We start from the raw sequence: 16,144 nt of genomic DNA on the forward strand, positions 1-16,144 counted from the left end.
ATAATTAAGTCAAGTTTAACACTAAGCCTGCATAAACACGAATGTTGCCATGCGGCCTGTACGTGGCTGACGGCGGTAAGAATAGTACTGATCGGCCTGCGAATATGAGCACTGATCACCACCCAATACCGTTATGACACCATGCTGCTGCAAAATATAGCGTGCAATCGCATACAAGTCGGCAAAGTATTTACCAGATTGTTGCCCATCTATAAAGGCCGTTTCCAGTTCAGAATATTTATCACAAAAGGCCTGTTTTACTTCTGCTCCAACCTCAAAACATGGCTGACTGATGGCAGCACCTAACCACGCCCATGTTGGTGCACTTTGCATTTCGGCAATGGTGTTTTCAATAATACCGTTGGCTAAACCTCGCCAGCCTGCATGCAAGTTGGCCACTTCTGTGCCTTCCGCATTGCCTAAAACCACAGGTAAGCAGTCCGCAGTCATCATCATTAAAACATGTGCTTTACGCTGTGTGACCAAGCCATCGCCCTCTAAGGCTTCAAAAGTGATTTGCTCATTAATGGTCTGACACAACACACTATGCGTCTGTGTCATCCAAGTCAGTTTATCGACCCCATATTTAGCAAACTCTGCCAGCAAACGCATACGATGCTGCTGCACACGCCATGCATCATCCTGCACATGCAGTGCCAAATTAAACCCAGACAGTTCTGTAGAACTTGTTTCCAGTGCCTGCACATGTTGTATGCGGGTTTGCCCGACATATACTCCTGCAGGGAGTCCTTGAACAAATTGCATGCCTCTATCCTTTTAAATGCATATAAAGCCCCATCTGAGCTGACAGATGTTGAATGGCATCAGTACGCTGCATTTTCGCTGCGTAATACATCTACCAATTGCTTAAAATCTTCAGGCCACGGCGCTTCAAACATCATTTCTTCATGTGTTCTCGGATGAACCAAACCTAATTTGACCGCATGCAAAGCCTGACGTTTAAAGTTACGCAATGTATCGTTCAACAATGCCGATGCACCCGCAGGGACACGCACACGTGGGGTATAGACAGAATCGCCCACCAAACCAAAACCAATATAGCTTAAATGCACACGAATTTGATGGGTACGCCCTGTTTCCAAACGTGCCTGAACGCGAGTGAAGTGCTGAAAACGCTCTTTCACATTGTAATGCGTCACGGCCTCTTTACCGCCCGGCAAGACCGCCATTTTAATTCGATCTACAGGATGGCGTTTAATCGGTTCATCAACCGTGCCGCCTGCAATCATGTTGCCATACACCACCAAGTCGTATAAACGATAAACTGATTTCTTCGCCAGTTGTTTGGTTAAAGCAAACTGTGATTCTAAGTTCTTCGCTACGACCAACAAGCCTGAAGTGTCTTTATCAATACGATGCACCAAGCCTGCACGGGTCAATTCGGCAGATTTAGGATAATGATGCAGCAAGGCATTCACCAAAGTTCCTGAGCTATTACCAGCTCCAGGATGCACCACCATGCCCACAGGCTTATTGATCACAATGATGTCATCATCTTCATAAACAATATCGAGTGGAATATCTTCTGGCAGGCTACGGGTTTGCGCTTCAAGCTCCACCTCTAAAGTCAAAAGCTCATCGCCTTCGCACTTATATTTAGGTTTGACCGTGTTACCATTTACCAACAAATGACCGTCTTTCAGCCACTGTTTTAGCTTTTCACGTGAAAATTCACTCCAAATGATCGCGGCAACCTGATCGATGCGTAGTCCCAAATGGCTGTCATCCAATTGAAATTGCAACGATAAACGTGTTGCAGTTGAGTCTGAAGTATGGTTATCTGCATCCTCAGCATCTTCAAGTAAATTGAACTCAGTTTCAGGTAAATTGGAATGGGTAGATTGTGCTTGACTCATTTGCTCATTCAGACAAAAGTGGTTTAATAGCGCAATTGTAGCTCATTGCCCGTATTAACAGAGGAATTTTTATGTCGCTACCACGTTATAAAATAACAATGCTTGCTCTTTCACTCGGCGTTGCGTCTGCAATTGTGGGCTGTAGCAGCAATCCAAAAAAAGAAGTGGTCGATACTGGTCCGCAGTCTAGCGAACAGGTTTATATTGAAAAAGCAGAAAAAGCACTGGATCGTGGTCAATATACCGATGCGGTGAAGCATCTGGAAGCTTTAGAAACATATTACCCAACAGGTGATTATGCGCAACAGGCGCAGCTTGAATTATTGTATGCAAAATTCCAGCAAAAAGATTATGAAGGTGCAATTGCAGTTGCAGATCGTTTTATCCGCATGAACCCGCAGCATCCTAAAGCCGATTATGCCTACTATGTGCGTGGCGTGGCGAATATGGAACAAAACTATGATGGCTTGTTGCGCTATACCTCACTCAAGCAATCGCACCGTGATGTCAGCTATTTAAAAGTGGCTTATCAAAACTTTGTCGACTTTATTCGTCGTTATCCTTCAAGCACTTATGCTGTAGACGCTGCACAGCGTATGCAGTTTATTGGTCAAGAACTGGCGGAAGCCGAAATGAATGCGGCACGTTACAACATTAAACGTAAAGCATGGGTCGCTGCAGTTGAGCGTTCTTTGTGGGTGATTGAACACTATCCACAAACGCCACAAATTCCTGAAGCATTGGCAACTGTTGCTTATGGTTATGGCAAACTAGGCGATCAGGCAACAGCACAACAATATATTGATGTGTTGAAACTGAACTATCCAAACTTAGTCAAAGCTGATGGTAGCGTGAACTTGCGTGCCGCACGCCACGATGCAAGTTGGATTAACCGTGCCACTTTGGGTATTTTCGGACGTGAAGCGAAAAGCAGCACCGAAGCACAGCAATCTGAAGCCAATGCACAAGCAGCACCATCACGCAGCTTAACCAACCGTTTAAGTTTTGGTTTGTTAGATCGTCCTAAGTCTCAAAACGACAGTGCTGAATAAAATAAGCACAAGCTGATTTGACAATCTTGAAAAATACCAAAGGCAAGTTATGATACTTGCCTTTTGTTTTACTAGGGCTTGTTTCAAACAGCAGAAACAGCTACAAAAGAGAATAATTCTGCCAACACTGACCTCAGTTTCCGACCTGTTCGGCAAAAACTGCTTTCAAACCAATTAAGAGATAAAAGACCGAAACGTATGGCCATTCCACAACACACAATTGATCAAATTCTAGATCGCACCGATATTGTCGATCTGATTGGTCAGCGCGTGAAACTAAAAAAAACAGGTCGTACCTATTCGGGCTGTTGCCCATTCCATCAGGAAAAAACACCATCTTTTCACGTCTACCGTGACAAGCAGTACTATCATTGTTTTGGCTGTCAGGCCAATGGTAACGCTATCCGTTTTTTAATGGATGTTGATAACCGAAATTTTGTGGATGTCATGAAAGACTTGGCCAGTCAAACAGGCATCGAACTCCCGAAAGATCAGCACGACAGCAAAAAACTCTCCTATAAACGTGAAGTCAAAAAACCTACAACGATTGCAAAGCTAAAAGCGCCTGTAAAAAATCAACACGAAACTGCTGCGGCTCCAACTGCAACAAACGAACATGCTAACGATGCTGACACGAGTGTGGGAATCGACTTCGATCCTTTTGCTGAGTTTCAAAGCACTGAATACTCAAGTTCTGAATTTCAGAACAGTGCAGACCCGTTTGCAGGTTTTGAACAATGGGATGCCATACAGGAAACACCTGCGCAGGAAGGTAACTTATACGACTTACTCGAAAACGTGGCTCAATATTATGAGCAGCAATTACCGCATAGCCCTGCCGCACAACAGTATTTCCAAAAACGTGGTTTAACTGCACAAACCCTGCAATTCTGGCGTTTAGGCTATGCACCTGAAGACTGGCAACATTTGGAAAAAGCCTTTCCACAAGACATTGCAGGCTTAAAACTTCTAGGCTTGATTCGTACCAGTGACAAGGGACGTGACTTCGATTTATTACGTGATCGGGTAATTTTCCCAATTCGTGACAGTAAAGGTCGTGTAGTCGGTTTTGGTGGCCGTGCACTCAATGATGAAATCAAGCCCAAATACATCAACTCGCCCGACTCGGAAGTCTTTCATAAAAACCAATTGCTCTATGGTTTATATGAAGGCCGTAAGCAAAAAGCCCAAGACTATTTAATGGTTGAAGGCTATATGGATGTGATTGCTTTGCAGCAATACGGTATTCATGGTGCTGTCGCAACTTTGGGCACAGCCAGTAATACTGAACATTTAAACATTCTATTCCGTCAAAACAACCGTATTACCATTGCTTTTGATGGCGATGCCGCAGGTCAGAAAGCCGCACGTCGCACATTGGAAATTGCGCTGCCTTTGTTAAATGATGGGCGTGAACTGAAATTCTTTGTTTTACCGAATGAGCACGACCCAGACTCACTCATCCGCCGTGAAGGGATTGAAAATTTCCGCCGCCTGCTCGATCAAGCTCCTTTACTATCTGACTTTGTATTTGCACATCTGACCCAAAACCATAATGTCAGCACCCCTGAAGGCAAAAGTCAGGTCATGGGTGAACTGCGACAATTGACCGAGCTATTACCCAAAACTGGCTCTTATCGCTATTTGCTGCAACAGTTTTTCCGTGAAAAATTAGGTTTTAACCGTAAATGGCAGGCACAGACCAATAATGACGCATCCCTAAGTTTTAGCACCAAAGTCGATGCCGAAGAATATGTGATTGCGATTCTGATCAATCATCCCTATTTATACATTCACTTCGAGCCTTTACGTGCTTTGATTCCAAGTGATCACTTACTGCATCAAATTTTAAATATTTTAAATATTATTTTTGATGATTTACCAGATGATCCCGAACAGGCTAAATATTATATTTTAGGTGCATGTGCAGCCTATCATTTTGAGTTACATCGTATTTTACAACAAGCCAATGTCAGCGATTACACCACTTCCCCTGAACATGTCGATAAACTGGCGCAGGATTTTTCAACCAAACTGCAATACGATTACTTACAGCAAAAAATCCGCTCCAAGAAATTCAGCAGCATTGAAGAAATGAAACGCTTAAAGCATCAAATTTATGAAATTGATAAAAAAAGATCGCTTACCTTGTTAGAAGAGTAAGCGATCTGCGCTCGTTCTTAATCGTTAGAAATAAATTTTAGGCCTAAAGTCGTATTTATTTACGACGACGTTTGGCAATCTCTGCCAAGTTTTCCTGCATAAACTCAAAACACTCAGGCTCATCACCTTTGGCTGCTTCGCGCAACAAAATCGATGTTGGATGCAGCAGTTTTTGAGTTAAACGATAAGAAAATTCCTGCAAAACCTGTGCAGCATCTTCACCTTTGGCAATACGTGTCATTGCCAAACTTAGCTCTTCCTCACGCAAACTTTCACCTTGTTCACGATAAGCATGAATGGTTGCACCCGCTTGCTGGACTTTTTGCTGAGTCACCAGTTCTGTCACCAGTTGATTGACCATGACTTCTGCCTCAACCGCCGCCTGACGACGTTGCGCCAAGTTTTCATCAATCACGGTTTGCAGGTCATCAACCCCATACAAATACACACCATCCAAATTTTCAATTTTTGGATCTATATCACGTGGTACGGCCAAATCGACCAGTAACATTTGCTGATAACGGCGTTTTTTTAAAGCCGCCTTTACTTCAGGATAAGCAATGACCTGATGCAAACTGCCTGTACAACTTGAAATCACATCGGCACGATGTAAATTGGCGGCAAGCTGATCAAACTCAATAATTTCAACTTCTACCCGATGTGCAATTTCCTGCGCCAATGTTTCGGCACGAGCACGGGTACGGTTACAAATCAAAATTTTAGCGACACCCATTTCTGCTAAATGCTTTGCCACAAGGCTATTCATTTCACCTGCCGCCACCACCATCACTGTTAATTTTTCAGGATGGCTAAACACTTGCAAAGCCAGTTGCGCAACAGCATAACCCATAGACACCGCATGGCTGCCTACAGCAGTTTCAGAACGTACCCGCTTGGCTGCGTAAAAGGCATATTCAAAAATTCGGTTTAGTTGTTGCGAAACGGTATGAGAGTCTTTGGCTAAAGACAGCGCAGTTTTGACCTGACCCATAATTTGCGGCTCACCCAACATGAGCGAGTCTAGTCCACTGGCCACGCGCATTAAATGTGATACAGCCTGTGCATTTTCATAACGATAAACATGATGACTTAATTGCTGAGCATCAATACCATTTACACGGGCGAGCCAATTCAACACCTGCTCTGGATGTTCAGACATGGCGTAGACTTCGGTACGGTTGCAAGTTGACACGACCACCAAATCATTCAGTTCGGGGTGATGGCTTTGCTCAGCAAGCAAGGCACTTAACTTTTCTGGGTTAAATGCAATTTGCTCGCGCAACTCGACAGAGGCGGTTTGATGGTTGACACCCAATGCAAAGAAAGACATATCAGATCATCATTTCGCTAAATTTATGCTATTGTGCAATAACGGTGTCATAAAAAGCATTACTTGGATCAAGAAAAATTGCGTCAAACAAATAGCCGACCATACGGCGCGACAATTAAGCAATATTCTACCACATTCTTACTGGTCGGTAGCATGGCTTCTAGTGCTCATCTTAGTGCATCTGGAGAAATTTATCATGCAAATTCAAATTATAATGCTGTAAACCAAACCATGGTGGCCGAATTTGCCTTGGCCTATGGCGATATTCCCACCGCTTTGCACAACTACACTGTACTGGCAATCAAAAACAATTCAACTTCAATTAAACAGCGTGCTTTAAACATAGCAATTGAGCAAAATGACCTACGCGCGGCGCTCGATGTTGCAACGCATTGGGTAGTACAAGAGCCTTCTGATGTCCCTGCACTGTTCTATTTAGCGCACATTGCCCTTAAAGCACATGAATATGATTTGGCCGCAGAAACCTTAGATAAAATTCTGAATATTGATGCCACAGCAGACCTAGAACAAATTCTGGCAGGGATTGCCCCTGAGTCTGCGGAAGACCGTGAGTTTCTGATTCAGGCCTTGCGCACCAGTAAAGCCAAAGACAACCCTTCCATTTTAGTGCTGATTGCAGGTTTAAAAGCCCAAAATGGACAATACCAAGCAGCGCTCAATACCATTAATCAAGCATTGAGAAAGCGCCCTAAGGTGACTGGCTACATCTTAATGAAAGCCAATTTATTAGGTGTATTGGGCAATGAAGCTGAAACAGCCGCATGGTATGCAAAGTCTAGTCGTAAGCATAAAAATAATTTTGAAGTGCGTCTAGCCGAAGCCAAATATCTAGTCAAAAAGAATGAAGCGACACAGGCGCTAAGCAAACTCGAAGCTATTTTAAAAAAATGGCCAGATGAAGACGAAGCTTTGTTTCTTGCGGGTTTAACCAGTATCGACTTAAAGCAATACGAAAAGGCCGAAAAATACTTGGTCGAGCTGCGCTATTCTGCGCAATATCAAAATGAAGCTTATTATTATTTAGCAGTCAATGCAGAACGTAAACAGCACTATGAAACAGCAAAAGCCTATTACCGACTTGTAGATGGCAGCCTATATACGGTTTCACGCCGCAACATGATCAGTATTTTTGCCCAGCAAGATAAACTAAACGATGCCCTGCGCTTTTTAACACAGGAACGTGTCAATTACCCACAACACGCCAGCTATTTGTATCAGGCACAGGCCGACATTTTAAAACGCATGAACAATAAAAAAGCAGCACTGCGTTTATTGGATGAAGCCATCAAGAACTTGCCTGATGATCCAGACCTGATTTATTCAGAAGTCTTGCTGCTCGATGCACATCAAGAAAAAGACAAACTAGATCAATTGCTCACCAAGTTATTGGAAATTGAACCAAATAGCCCAACTTATTTAAATGCTTACGCCTATACCCTTGCGCTGCAAAACCGTCGTTTGGAAGAAGCGCGTCGCTATGTAGAGCAGGCGCTTGAATTTGCACCTGAGCAAGCTTCTATTTTAGATACCTTGGGTTATGTCAGCTATTTGCAAAATGACTATACCGCGTCTGCTCAGGCTTTAGAAAAAGCTTATTTGCTGAGCCACAGTGCAGCAATTGGTGCACGCTATGCAAAATCACTGTATATGCAAGGTGATATCCAAAAATTCAGCCAAGTGTTACAACAATTACAACAAAATCATCCGAATGATCCGCAATTGCAACAATTAAATTCGCTATTGTTAGCGCAGCCCGTTAAAAAGAGTTAAGTGATTTTATGCGTTTATTTTCAAAATTAGGTCTTACCCTGTTTGTCAGTAGCAGTCTGCTCATTACAGGTTGTCAGCCTTTTGTGCAATCTCCCGCCCATGTTTCACAACAGGTCGAAGCAGAAAATCAGTTTAACCTACAAGGTAAAATTGGCGTGCGTACCCCGCAACAGTCTGGCAGTGCCTTTTTCACTTGGGTACAACAGCAACAACAGTTTGATATTGAGCTAAGTGGTATTTTAGGTGTTGGTAAGACCCAAATTAGCGGACAACCTGGGCAAGTCACCTTGAACAGCGCCAAAACGGGTTTAATTTATGCAGAAAGTCCTGAAGAGTTATTGGAACGTGCCACAGGCTGGCAAGCGCCTATTACCCATTTAATCGACTGGGTACAAGCCCGACCTGCAACCGTAGATGCTCAAATTCAAAAAGACAGTCAACAACGCCCTACGCAATTTATTGAAGATGATTGGACAGTCGATTTAAGTTATAACGACAATGCCCCTTTACCCAACCGCCTGATTTTGAAACAGGCACTTGAGTCAGGGCAGGAAAACCGTATTACAATGCTCATCCAAAATCGTTAATCACTTGCTAAATTTCGCCATGACTCGTGTTCCCTCACCTGCTAAGTTGAATCTGTTTTTGCACATTACGGGTCGTCGTGAAGACGGCTACCATGAACTGCAAAGTATTTTTCAATTGATTGATTTATATGACTGGCTGGAATTTGAAGTGAATGACACAACTGACATTCACATTCAGGGCTTAAATAGTGTCGATTTAGAGCAAAACCTGATTTATAAGGCCACGCAAATTTTAAAGCCATACGCCAAACAAGTGACTGGGTTAAATATTGCGATTGAAAAGCACATCCCAATGGGTGCAGGGCTTGGCGGTGGCTCATCTAATGCGGCAACCACGCTAATTGTGGTCAATCAGCTGTGGCAATGTGGCTTAGAAATTGACCAATTGGCGGAATTGGGTTTGCAACTAGGTGCAGATGTTCCCATTTTTGTACATGGGCGCAATGCATGGGCAGAAGGCATTGGTGAACGGTTAACATTCATAGACTTAGCCCCGAAACAATATATTGTGTTAAAACCTGACTGTTTTATCAGCACTCAACTACTTTTTTCACAAAAAACATTGACAAGAAACTCGAAGCCCACTAAATTCTGCGGCTATCAGATAAAGCCATCTGACTTTGGAAATAATTTTGAGCCTGTGGCACGAAATTTATATCCTGAAGTCGATGAAGCAATGCGTTATTTAGACCAATTTGGTCAAGCAAAGCTTACAGGTACAGGTGCTTGTGTTTTTACTGAAGTGACTGCAGAAATGAATGTTGAATACATTTTGGCAAACTCACCATGTACTGCGTACTGCGTGAATAGCCTAGATGAATCTCCATTACGACATTTCACAGTACAATAGGGGTATCGCCAAGTGGTAAGGCACCGGTTTTTGATATCGGCATCCGTTGGTTCGAATCCAGCTACCCCTGCCATCTCTTTCACCTGTAGATTACTGTATTAGGGGTATCGCCAAGTGGTAAGGCACCGGTTTTTGATATCGGCATCCGTTGGTTCGAATCCAGCTACCCCTGCCATCTTACAGTGATCAAATCTAGGGGTATCGCCAAGTGGTAAGGCACCGGTTTTTGATATCGGCATCCGTTGGTTCGAATCCAGCTACCCCTGCCATTTTCTCGCATTAGACAGAACCCCCAATATTAGCGCCATCCTGTTAATTTACCTTGACAGAACGCCGTAAAAATATTAAAGTTCTGCCGCATTAGGGGTATCGCCAAGTGGTAAGGCACCGGTTTTTGATATCGGCATCCGTTGGTTCGAATCCAGCTACCCCTGCCATCTATTCCTACATACACCAACCGCCAAGGGTGCTTCATGCCCAATCTTGTCGTTTTTAGTGGAACCGCGCATCCACAATTCGCTCAAAAAGTCGTAAGCCACTTGCACATTCCTTTAGGTGCTGCATCAGTTTCTACCTTCTCTGATGGTGAGATTGCTGTAGAGATTACCGAGAATGTCCGTGGTAAAGACGTATTTATCGTACAACCTACTTGTGCGCCAACCAATGACAACCTAATGGAAATCTTGGTGATGGCTGATGCTTTGCGTCGTGCAAGTGCTGGTCGTATTACTGCCGTTATTCCTTACTTCGGTTATGCCCGCCAAGACCGTCGTCCTCGTTCTACACGTGTTCCAATTACAGCCAAAGTGGTTGCAGATATGCTAACGACTGTGGGTATTGACCGTGTGGTGATGATTGACTTGCACGCAGACCAAATTCAAGGTTTCTTCGACATCCCTGTAGACAACATTTATGGTACGCCTGCGCTATTGGCTGACCTGCGTCAACAGTCACACGACAACCTAATGGTGGTTTCACCAGACGTTGGTGGTGTGGTTCGTGCACGCGCTGTTGCAAAACAAATGGGTGATATCGATCTTGCAATTATCGATAAACGTCGTCAAAAAGCGAATGAATCACAAGTGATGCATTTGATTGGTGATGTAAAAGATCGTGACTGTGTCATTGTAGATGACATGGTAGATACTGCGGGCACATTATGCAAAGCCGCTGATGCACTGAAAACTTTTGGTGCACGTCGTGTTGTTGCTTATGCAACCCACCCTGTACTTTCAGGCAAAGCAATTGAAAACCTTAAAAATTCTGTAATTGATGAATTGGTTGTAACTGACACTATTCCTCTTTCAGAAGAAGCGCAAGCGCTTGGCAAAATCCGTCAAGTGTCTGTTGCGAGTATGGTTGCAGAAACAATTCGTCGTATTAACAACGAAGAATCTATTAGCGCAATGTTCGATTCTTATCTATAATAGAGCGCTGAATTTTCAAAGCCCTGCCAATTGGCAGGGTTTTCTATCACTAGATTGGTCGCAGATCTAGTTTATTTAAACTCAAAATAAGGATGTCTATCATGGCAAACTTCGTATTAAACGCTCAAGCGCGTGAAGCAGCTAACCAAGGGAAAGGTGCGAGCCGCCGCCTTCGTCACGCTGCATTAGTTCCAGCTATCATTTATGGTGGCGACGCTGAGCCAGTAGCTGTTACTTTAGAACTTCGTGAGCTTGTAAAAGCTTTAGAAAGCAACGCTTTCTTTGAAGAAGTTGTAGAAATCAAAGTAGGCGACAAAGTTGAAAGCGTTAAAATCCAAGCTTTACAACGTCACCCTGCTAAAAACACACCTATGCACGCTGACTTCAAACGCGCATAAGTGTTTACGGTGTAATTAGTGGCTAATATTTCACTGATTGTTGGTTTGGGCAACCCTGGTAAAGAGTATGCCCAAACCCGCCATAATGCAGGTTTCTGGTTTGTAGAACAGCTTGCAGATCAATATGGCATTACGTTAAAAGCCGATCCTAAATTTCACGGGATCAGCGGTCGCGGTAATATCGAAGGTCAAGACGTTCGTCTGTTATTACCCACAACCTTTATGAACCGTTCTGGTCAAAGTGTTGTTCCCTTCGCCAAATTCTATCAAATTGCGCCTGAAGCTATGCTGATTGCTCATGATGAACTGGACATGAACCCAGGGATCATCCGCCTAAAAACAGGTGGTGGTCATGGTGGTCATAACGGTTTGCGTGACATCGTACCGCATACAGGTCCAAATTTTCATCGTTTACGCATTGGTATTGGGCACCCGGGTTCAAAAGAACGCGTATCAGGCCATGTACTCAGCAAAGCACCAAGTAGCGAACAAACCCTCATGAATGATGCTCTTGCACATGCCTTGGGTCGCATCAAATTACTGGTCAATGGCGACGTACAACAAGCCATGAATCAAATCAATGCCTATAAACCGAACTAATGAATCTACAATTGTTGAACAATCACACTTGCCTTGTCGCTATTTTGAGAGCAAAATGCGCTTTCTGCTCAGTACCGACCTCAGTCAAGCAGTGATTGAATTCACCATAAGATAAAATCTTAGGTCCACTAAGGAGACGCTCACCATGCTATCTCGTTTATTAAAATGCAAAATCCACCGTGCTTTTGTAACTCATGCAGAACTTCACTATGAAGGTTCTTGTGCAATTGACGGAACGCTTATGGATTTGGCTGGCATTCGTGAATATGAAGAAATCCACGTATGGAACGTGACCAATGGTAAGCGCTTCACGACTTATGCCATTCGTGGTGAAGACAATTCAGGGATCATTTCTGTCAATGGTGGCGCAGCACATCAAGCCGATGTAGGCGATATTATTATCATTGCAACCTTTGGTGATTTCACTGAAGCAGAAGCCAATGCACATCAACCGCGTTTGGTTTATGCAAACCCAGACAACACAGTCAGTCACACAGCAAATTGTATTCCAGTACAAGTGGCGTAATTCCCCTGCTGTATGCAATAAAAAACTCGCAATTTTTGCGAGTTTTTTTATATCCGAATTTAGGGTCATTTCATGACAACAGCATGAATTGCTTTTGAATGAGCGATTAACTTTCTTGCAGGTTTTGCAACAGACTATGACTAATGCCATCGGCACGTAAAAATGCAAAATCATAACTTGCGGTTGCCAATGCCAAAATACGGCGCTCAAACTCTTGCCACAACGGTCGCACCTCTTTGTAATGAATACCCAAACCACTTTCATCGGTAAAATGGCGGTTTTTCTCACAGAGCTTAAGCGCATGGTACAGCTTACGACCTTTAGAGGCATCTTCTCGTAAACGCACACGCTTGGAACGTACAAAGCCTTCTACATGACGTAAATCTGCAAAAGGCAACATTGGTACTAAAATCTGATCTAACTGTGCATCCAAACGACGCCAAACTGCAGTATGTTGTTCGGTGCTATACGTGTTCCACTGAATCACCTCATGGTTAAAACGACGGCAACCTCGACAGACAGAATCACCAAAAACCGTAGAACAACGACCTGCACACGGGGTTAAAGTGGCACTTGGACGATCCTTACTCAATCTAGCACTCCAAAATTTAAACAACATTCAGTTAGAGGTATCAAGTTTGAATTGCAATATTGCAGTTCAAACCGAGTGGCATCATACCCCGTTCTGGTACATTTTTAAAATGCTGTGTCACGCTTTAAAACCATGCACCTCACTCGGATTTCTCGCATATTCAAGCAAAGCGGGTTAGAATATGCGCCTTAAATTTTGTCTTTCACATATTGGAGTACTCCATGAACGCTACTGTAGAACAGCTTGCACCTGTAGAACAGCCAGCGACCACGACTTGGGTTGTTGCCGCACTTTACCAATTCAAAGAAGTTGCAGATCCTTCCGATCTTCAACAACGCCTGCTAGATTTGGTAAATTCAATCAACCTTTGCGGTACTCTTATTGTGGCGGGTGAAGGCATTAACGGTACCATCGCAGGTGATCGTGCGGCGATTGATCAAGTACACCAATTTCTGTTAAACGAAGGTTTTACCGCAATGGAATATAAAGAGTCGCATAGCTCTGAAAAACCATTCCGTAAAATGAAAATTAAACTGAAGAAAGAAATTGTTACGCTAGGTGTAGAAGTCAAACCACGTGACTTGGTCGGTCACTACCTAGACCCGAAAGAATGGAACGAACTGATTGCCCGTGATGATGTGATTTTGATTGATACTCGTAATGACTACGAATACAAGGCAGGTACATTCAAAGGTGCGATTGACCCAAAAACTGAAACTTTCCGTGAATTTCCTGACTACGTTAAGCAAAACCTAGAACAACACAAAGACAAAAAAATTGCGATGTTCTGTACAGGCGGAATTCGCTGTGAAAAATCAACCTCATTATTGCTTCAGGAAGGCTTTAATGAGGTATATCACCTTAAAGGTGGTATTTTAAAATACCTAGAAGAAACCCCTGCCGATGAAAGCTTATGGGAAGGTGAATGTTTTGTGTTTGATGGTCGTACCGCAGTAACTCACGGTATGCAGGAAGGCCAAAACATCAAGTGTCATGCTTGTGGCTGGCCATTGCTTCCAGAAGAAGTTGAACTGCCAAGCTATGAACACGGCGTATCTTGCGTGTACTGTATTGATAAAACCACAGAGAAACAAAAAGAAGGTTTCCGTATGCGTCAGTCACAAATTGCTGCTGCTAAACGCAAACGTCTGTAATACATACAGGTTGTAATAAATATTTCTCGAGCATGTCTGACGTAGTCTTTAGCATGCTGGAGAATAAACTTAAGCCCTCATTTTTGAGGGCTTTTTTATTAGCATTCAGTTGGTACGCATTCACGTAAGATTACATAGCACATAAAAATACAACGCATTTTTACCAACTATTGCGCAAAAATCCCCAGATTGGGTGATAGCATTCATGCTAAATAAGCCACAAAATTTGTGGCTGTTATTGGTGGATAAGCAACAACACATAATATCACCCATAACCAAAACTTAAGGATCGTTATGTATTCCTAAACCTATACGCTATTATCAGGAGTGAAATTATGCCAAAAACAACAATTTCAAATTCAATGCAAACATTACGTTTCACCCCTGTAAAATCTTTATCTGCTCTGTGTCATACAGAAATACAAAATCGTTTGGAAGATGAGTCACATACCTTTATTGTGGCTATGGGTGCAATTTTAGGTGGCATTATTGCAGCTTTTATTGGCTATCATTTACCTGCCAATTTTTTTAATTACGCCTTGCTGTGTGCAGTTCCAATTCTTATGGCATATACATTAAGACGAGTCTATATCTACACCCTCACCCATTCAGAACTTGATTAAGCCTAAAGCGCAAGGCTTTACCGTTCTTATACTTTACTGTTTATGCAAGAGTGCTTAGGATAGGAGCACTTTTTTAAAACACGACTTGCATGAATGTAACTGAATGGATTATTTCCATTATGGAACAACTCGGCTACCTCGGTATTGCCTTGTTAATGTTTCTGGATAACGTCTTCCCGCCTGTTCCCTCAGAAATTATTATGCCTTCAGCAGGCTATTCTGCCTCTCAAGGGCAATTGTTGCTATTGGGTGTGATTATTGCAGGCTGTATAGGCTCATTAGTTGCAGCCGCAGTTTTATATTGGGTTGGCTATCGTTGTAAACACGACAGTATCTATCGCTGGGTCAATCGTTACGGCAAATATCTATTCATTAAAGAGCAGGACGTCAAAAAATCTCTACACTGGTTTGAACAGTACGGACATCGCATTGTCTTTTTTGGGCGTATGATTCCTGCAATCCGCTCATTGATTAGTATTCCTGCCGGTATGAGTCGCATGCCATTTTGGAAATTTATGTTTTATAGTGGTCTGGGCACCATTATTTGGACAACATTTTTAGCCTGTGTCGGTTATTATTTTGGTGAAAATCAGCAACTTATGCATCAAATTTTCAATCGGGTCAGCCATGTAATTATTGCCATTGTAGTGCTACTTGTTGCTGTGGTGCTGTACCGTAGATACCGCCGTAAACAACAGCATTAATCAATACAACACTGTAAAATTATATCTTTTCGGGGAAAACCAGACATGAAACATTATTTACTCTTCTTCGCCGCAGTTTATAGTATTGCGCTGGTTTTGCTGATTACTGTATTAATTTTTGGGTTGAACTTGGGTGGACTGACTCTGCTACCGACCTTAATTGCTGCAGCATTTATTAGCGCAGGCCATTTTGTAAAAAAAGAACAACGCCTACCCAGCAGTGACGAAAAAATCCAGTTGGTTTGGGGCTCAAGCGCGGTGGCCATTATTATTGGCAGCTTCTTTGTATTTTTCTTGGTACTCATGAACCCAAATGCAGAAGAAATTCTAAAAGCAGCAGATAAAGCAGGATTGGCTTTGGCTGCCGTGATCATGCTGTGCCTGATTGCCATTCATGGTGCTGTGTTTCATATTGCCTACAACTGGTACGCAAACCGTTACTACCACAAGAAATTCTTATAAAATTTTAC

The 16,144-nt window shown here is 43.0% G+C and carries 17 protein-coding genes and 4 tRNA genes; 17 read left to right on the plus strand and 4 right to left on the minus strand.

What is annotated here, in order from left to right; genetic code table 11:
- Positions 1 to 21: 21 nt before the first annotated feature.
- Together pgeF and rluD are read right to left on the minus strand one after the other, a co-directional pair.
- Positions 22 to 765: a peptidoglycan editing factor PgeF gene (gene pgeF, locus ACNS8M_RS10455; RefSeq protein ID WP_168418032.1), complete on the minus strand. Its 744-nt coding sequence runs from the start codon at positions 763 to 765 to the stop codon at positions 22 to 24.
- A gap of 59 nt (positions 766 to 824) precedes the next feature.
- Positions 825 to 1,877, minus strand: coding sequence for a 23S rRNA pseudouridine(1911/1915/1917) synthase RluD (rluD, locus tag ACNS8M_RS10460; RefSeq protein ID WP_168418031.1), 1,053 nt, complete (start codon positions 1,875 to 1,877; stop codon positions 825 to 827).
- Between the two features lie 71 nt (positions 1,878 to 1,948).
- Here rluD and ACNS8M_RS10465 point away from each other — a divergent pair, with 71 nt between their 5' ends.
- Positions 1,949 to 2,929: an outer membrane protein assembly factor BamD gene (locus tag ACNS8M_RS10465; protein WP_168460904.1), complete on the plus strand. Its 981-nt coding sequence runs from the start codon at positions 1,949 to 1,951 to the stop codon at positions 2,927 to 2,929.
- A gap of 198 nt (positions 2,930 to 3,127) precedes the next feature.
- The gene (locus ACNS8M_RS10470) at positions 3,128 to 5,092 is read left to right on the plus strand and encodes a DNA primase (RefSeq protein WP_168541647.1); all 1,965 of its coding nucleotides are present in this window, start codon (positions 3,128 to 3,130) and stop codon (positions 5,090 to 5,092) included.
- 55 nt (positions 5,093 to 5,147) lie between these two features.
- Here the strand turns inward: ACNS8M_RS10470 and hemA are convergent, their stop codons facing one another.
- Positions 5,148 to 6,422 carry a glutamyl-tRNA reductase gene (gene hemA, locus ACNS8M_RS10475; RefSeq protein WP_168418028.1) on the minus strand — a complete coding sequence of 425 codons (1,275 nt, stop codon included), beginning with the start codon at positions 6,420 to 6,422 and terminating at the stop codon, positions 5,148 to 5,150.
- Between the two features lie 78 nt (positions 6,423 to 6,500).
- Here hemA and ACNS8M_RS10480 point away from each other — a divergent pair, with 78 nt between their 5' ends.
- The 11 genes from ACNS8M_RS10480 (at position 6,501) to panD (ending at position 12,601) form a co-directional block, all read left to right on the plus strand.
- Positions 6,501 to 8,213: a tetratricopeptide repeat protein gene (locus ACNS8M_RS10480; RefSeq protein WP_168460900.1), complete on the plus strand. Its 1,713-nt coding sequence runs from the start codon at positions 6,501 to 6,503 to the stop codon at positions 8,211 to 8,213.
- 8 nt (positions 8,214 to 8,221) lie between these two features.
- A complete protein-coding gene (lolB, locus tag ACNS8M_RS10485; RefSeq protein WP_168418026.1) occupies positions 8,222 to 8,800 on the plus strand; it encodes a lipoprotein insertase outer membrane protein LolB in 579 nt (192 codons plus the stop codon).
- Between the two features lie 19 nt (positions 8,801 to 8,819).
- Complete coding sequence (gene ispE, locus ACNS8M_RS10490; protein ID WP_168418025.1) at positions 8,820 to 9,650, plus strand: 4-(cytidine 5'-diphospho)-2-C-methyl-D-erythritol kinase; 831 nt, start codon at positions 8,820 to 8,822, stop codon at positions 9,648 to 9,650.
- Positions 9,649 to 9,723 (plus strand) — tRNA-Gln (locus ACNS8M_RS10495). The genes ispE and ACNS8M_RS10495 overlap by 2 nt, the downstream gene beginning before the upstream one ends.
- 27 nt (positions 9,724 to 9,750) lie before the next feature.
- Positions 9,751 to 9,825, plus strand: a tRNA-Gln gene (locus ACNS8M_RS10500).
- Positions 9,826 to 9,844: 19 nt separating this feature from the next.
- A tRNA-Gln gene (locus ACNS8M_RS10505) sits at positions 9,845 to 9,919 on the plus strand.
- Between the two features lie 93 nt (positions 9,920 to 10,012).
- Positions 10,013 to 10,087, plus strand: a tRNA-Gln gene (locus ACNS8M_RS10510).
- Positions 10,088 to 10,123: 36 nt separating this feature from the next.
- Positions 10,124 to 11,077 carry a ribose-phosphate pyrophosphokinase gene (locus tag ACNS8M_RS10515; RefSeq protein ID WP_004972226.1) on the plus strand — a complete coding sequence of 318 codons (954 nt, stop codon included), beginning with the start codon at positions 10,124 to 10,126 and terminating at the stop codon, positions 11,075 to 11,077.
- Between the two features lie 101 nt (positions 11,078 to 11,178).
- A complete protein-coding gene (gene rplY / locus ACNS8M_RS10520) occupies positions 11,179 to 11,475 on the plus strand; it encodes a 50S ribosomal protein L25 (RefSeq protein WP_168418024.1) in 297 nt (98 codons plus the stop codon).
- 18 nt (positions 11,476 to 11,493) lie between these two features.
- Positions 11,494 to 12,075 carry an aminoacyl-tRNA hydrolase gene (gene pth, locus ACNS8M_RS10525; RefSeq protein ID WP_168418023.1) on the plus strand — a complete coding sequence of 194 codons (582 nt, stop codon included), beginning with the start codon at positions 11,494 to 11,496 and terminating at the stop codon, positions 12,073 to 12,075.
- Between the two features lie 145 nt (positions 12,076 to 12,220).
- On the plus strand, positions 12,221 to 12,601 hold the full coding sequence (gene panD, locus ACNS8M_RS10530; RefSeq protein WP_168418022.1) for an aspartate 1-decarboxylase: 381 nt from the start codon (positions 12,221 to 12,223) through the stop codon (positions 12,599 to 12,601).
- 106 nt (positions 12,602 to 12,707) lie between these two features.
- Here the strand turns inward: panD and ACNS8M_RS10535 are convergent, their stop codons facing one another.
- Entirely contained in the window at positions 12,708 to 13,193 is a 486-nt protein-coding gene (locus tag ACNS8M_RS10535) for a DUF1289 domain-containing protein (protein WP_168418021.1), read from the minus strand.
- Positions 13,194 to 13,414: 221 nt separating this feature from the next.
- Between ACNS8M_RS10535 and ACNS8M_RS10540 the strand changes: the two genes are divergently transcribed.
- From ACNS8M_RS10540 to ACNS8M_RS10555, 4 genes are all read left to right on the plus strand, one after another.
- Positions 13,415 to 14,347 (plus strand): rhodanese-related sulfurtransferase, encoded by a 933-nt coding sequence (locus tag ACNS8M_RS10540; protein WP_168418020.1) that lies wholly within the window; start codon positions 13,415 to 13,417, stop codon positions 14,345 to 14,347.
- Between the two features lie 335 nt (positions 14,348 to 14,682).
- Entirely contained in the window at positions 14,683 to 14,970 is a 288-nt protein-coding gene (locus tag ACNS8M_RS10545) for a hypothetical protein (protein WP_168418019.1), read from the plus strand.
- Positions 14,971 to 15,059: 89 nt separating this feature from the next.
- Positions 15,060 to 15,674, plus strand: coding sequence for a DedA family protein (locus ACNS8M_RS10550; protein ID WP_168418018.1), 615 nt, complete (start codon positions 15,060 to 15,062; stop codon positions 15,672 to 15,674).
- Positions 15,675 to 15,719: 45 nt separating this feature from the next.
- Entirely contained in the window at positions 15,720 to 16,136 is a 417-nt protein-coding gene (locus ACNS8M_RS10555) for an ABZJ_00895 family protein (RefSeq protein ID WP_168418017.1), read from the plus strand.
- Positions 16,137 to 16,144 lie beyond the last annotated feature (8 nt).

Origin of the sequence: Acinetobacter sp. A2 (assembly GCF_048537555.1) — a bacterium.
Classification (GTDB): Bacteria; Pseudomonadota; Gammaproteobacteria; order Pseudomonadales; family Moraxellaceae; genus Acinetobacter.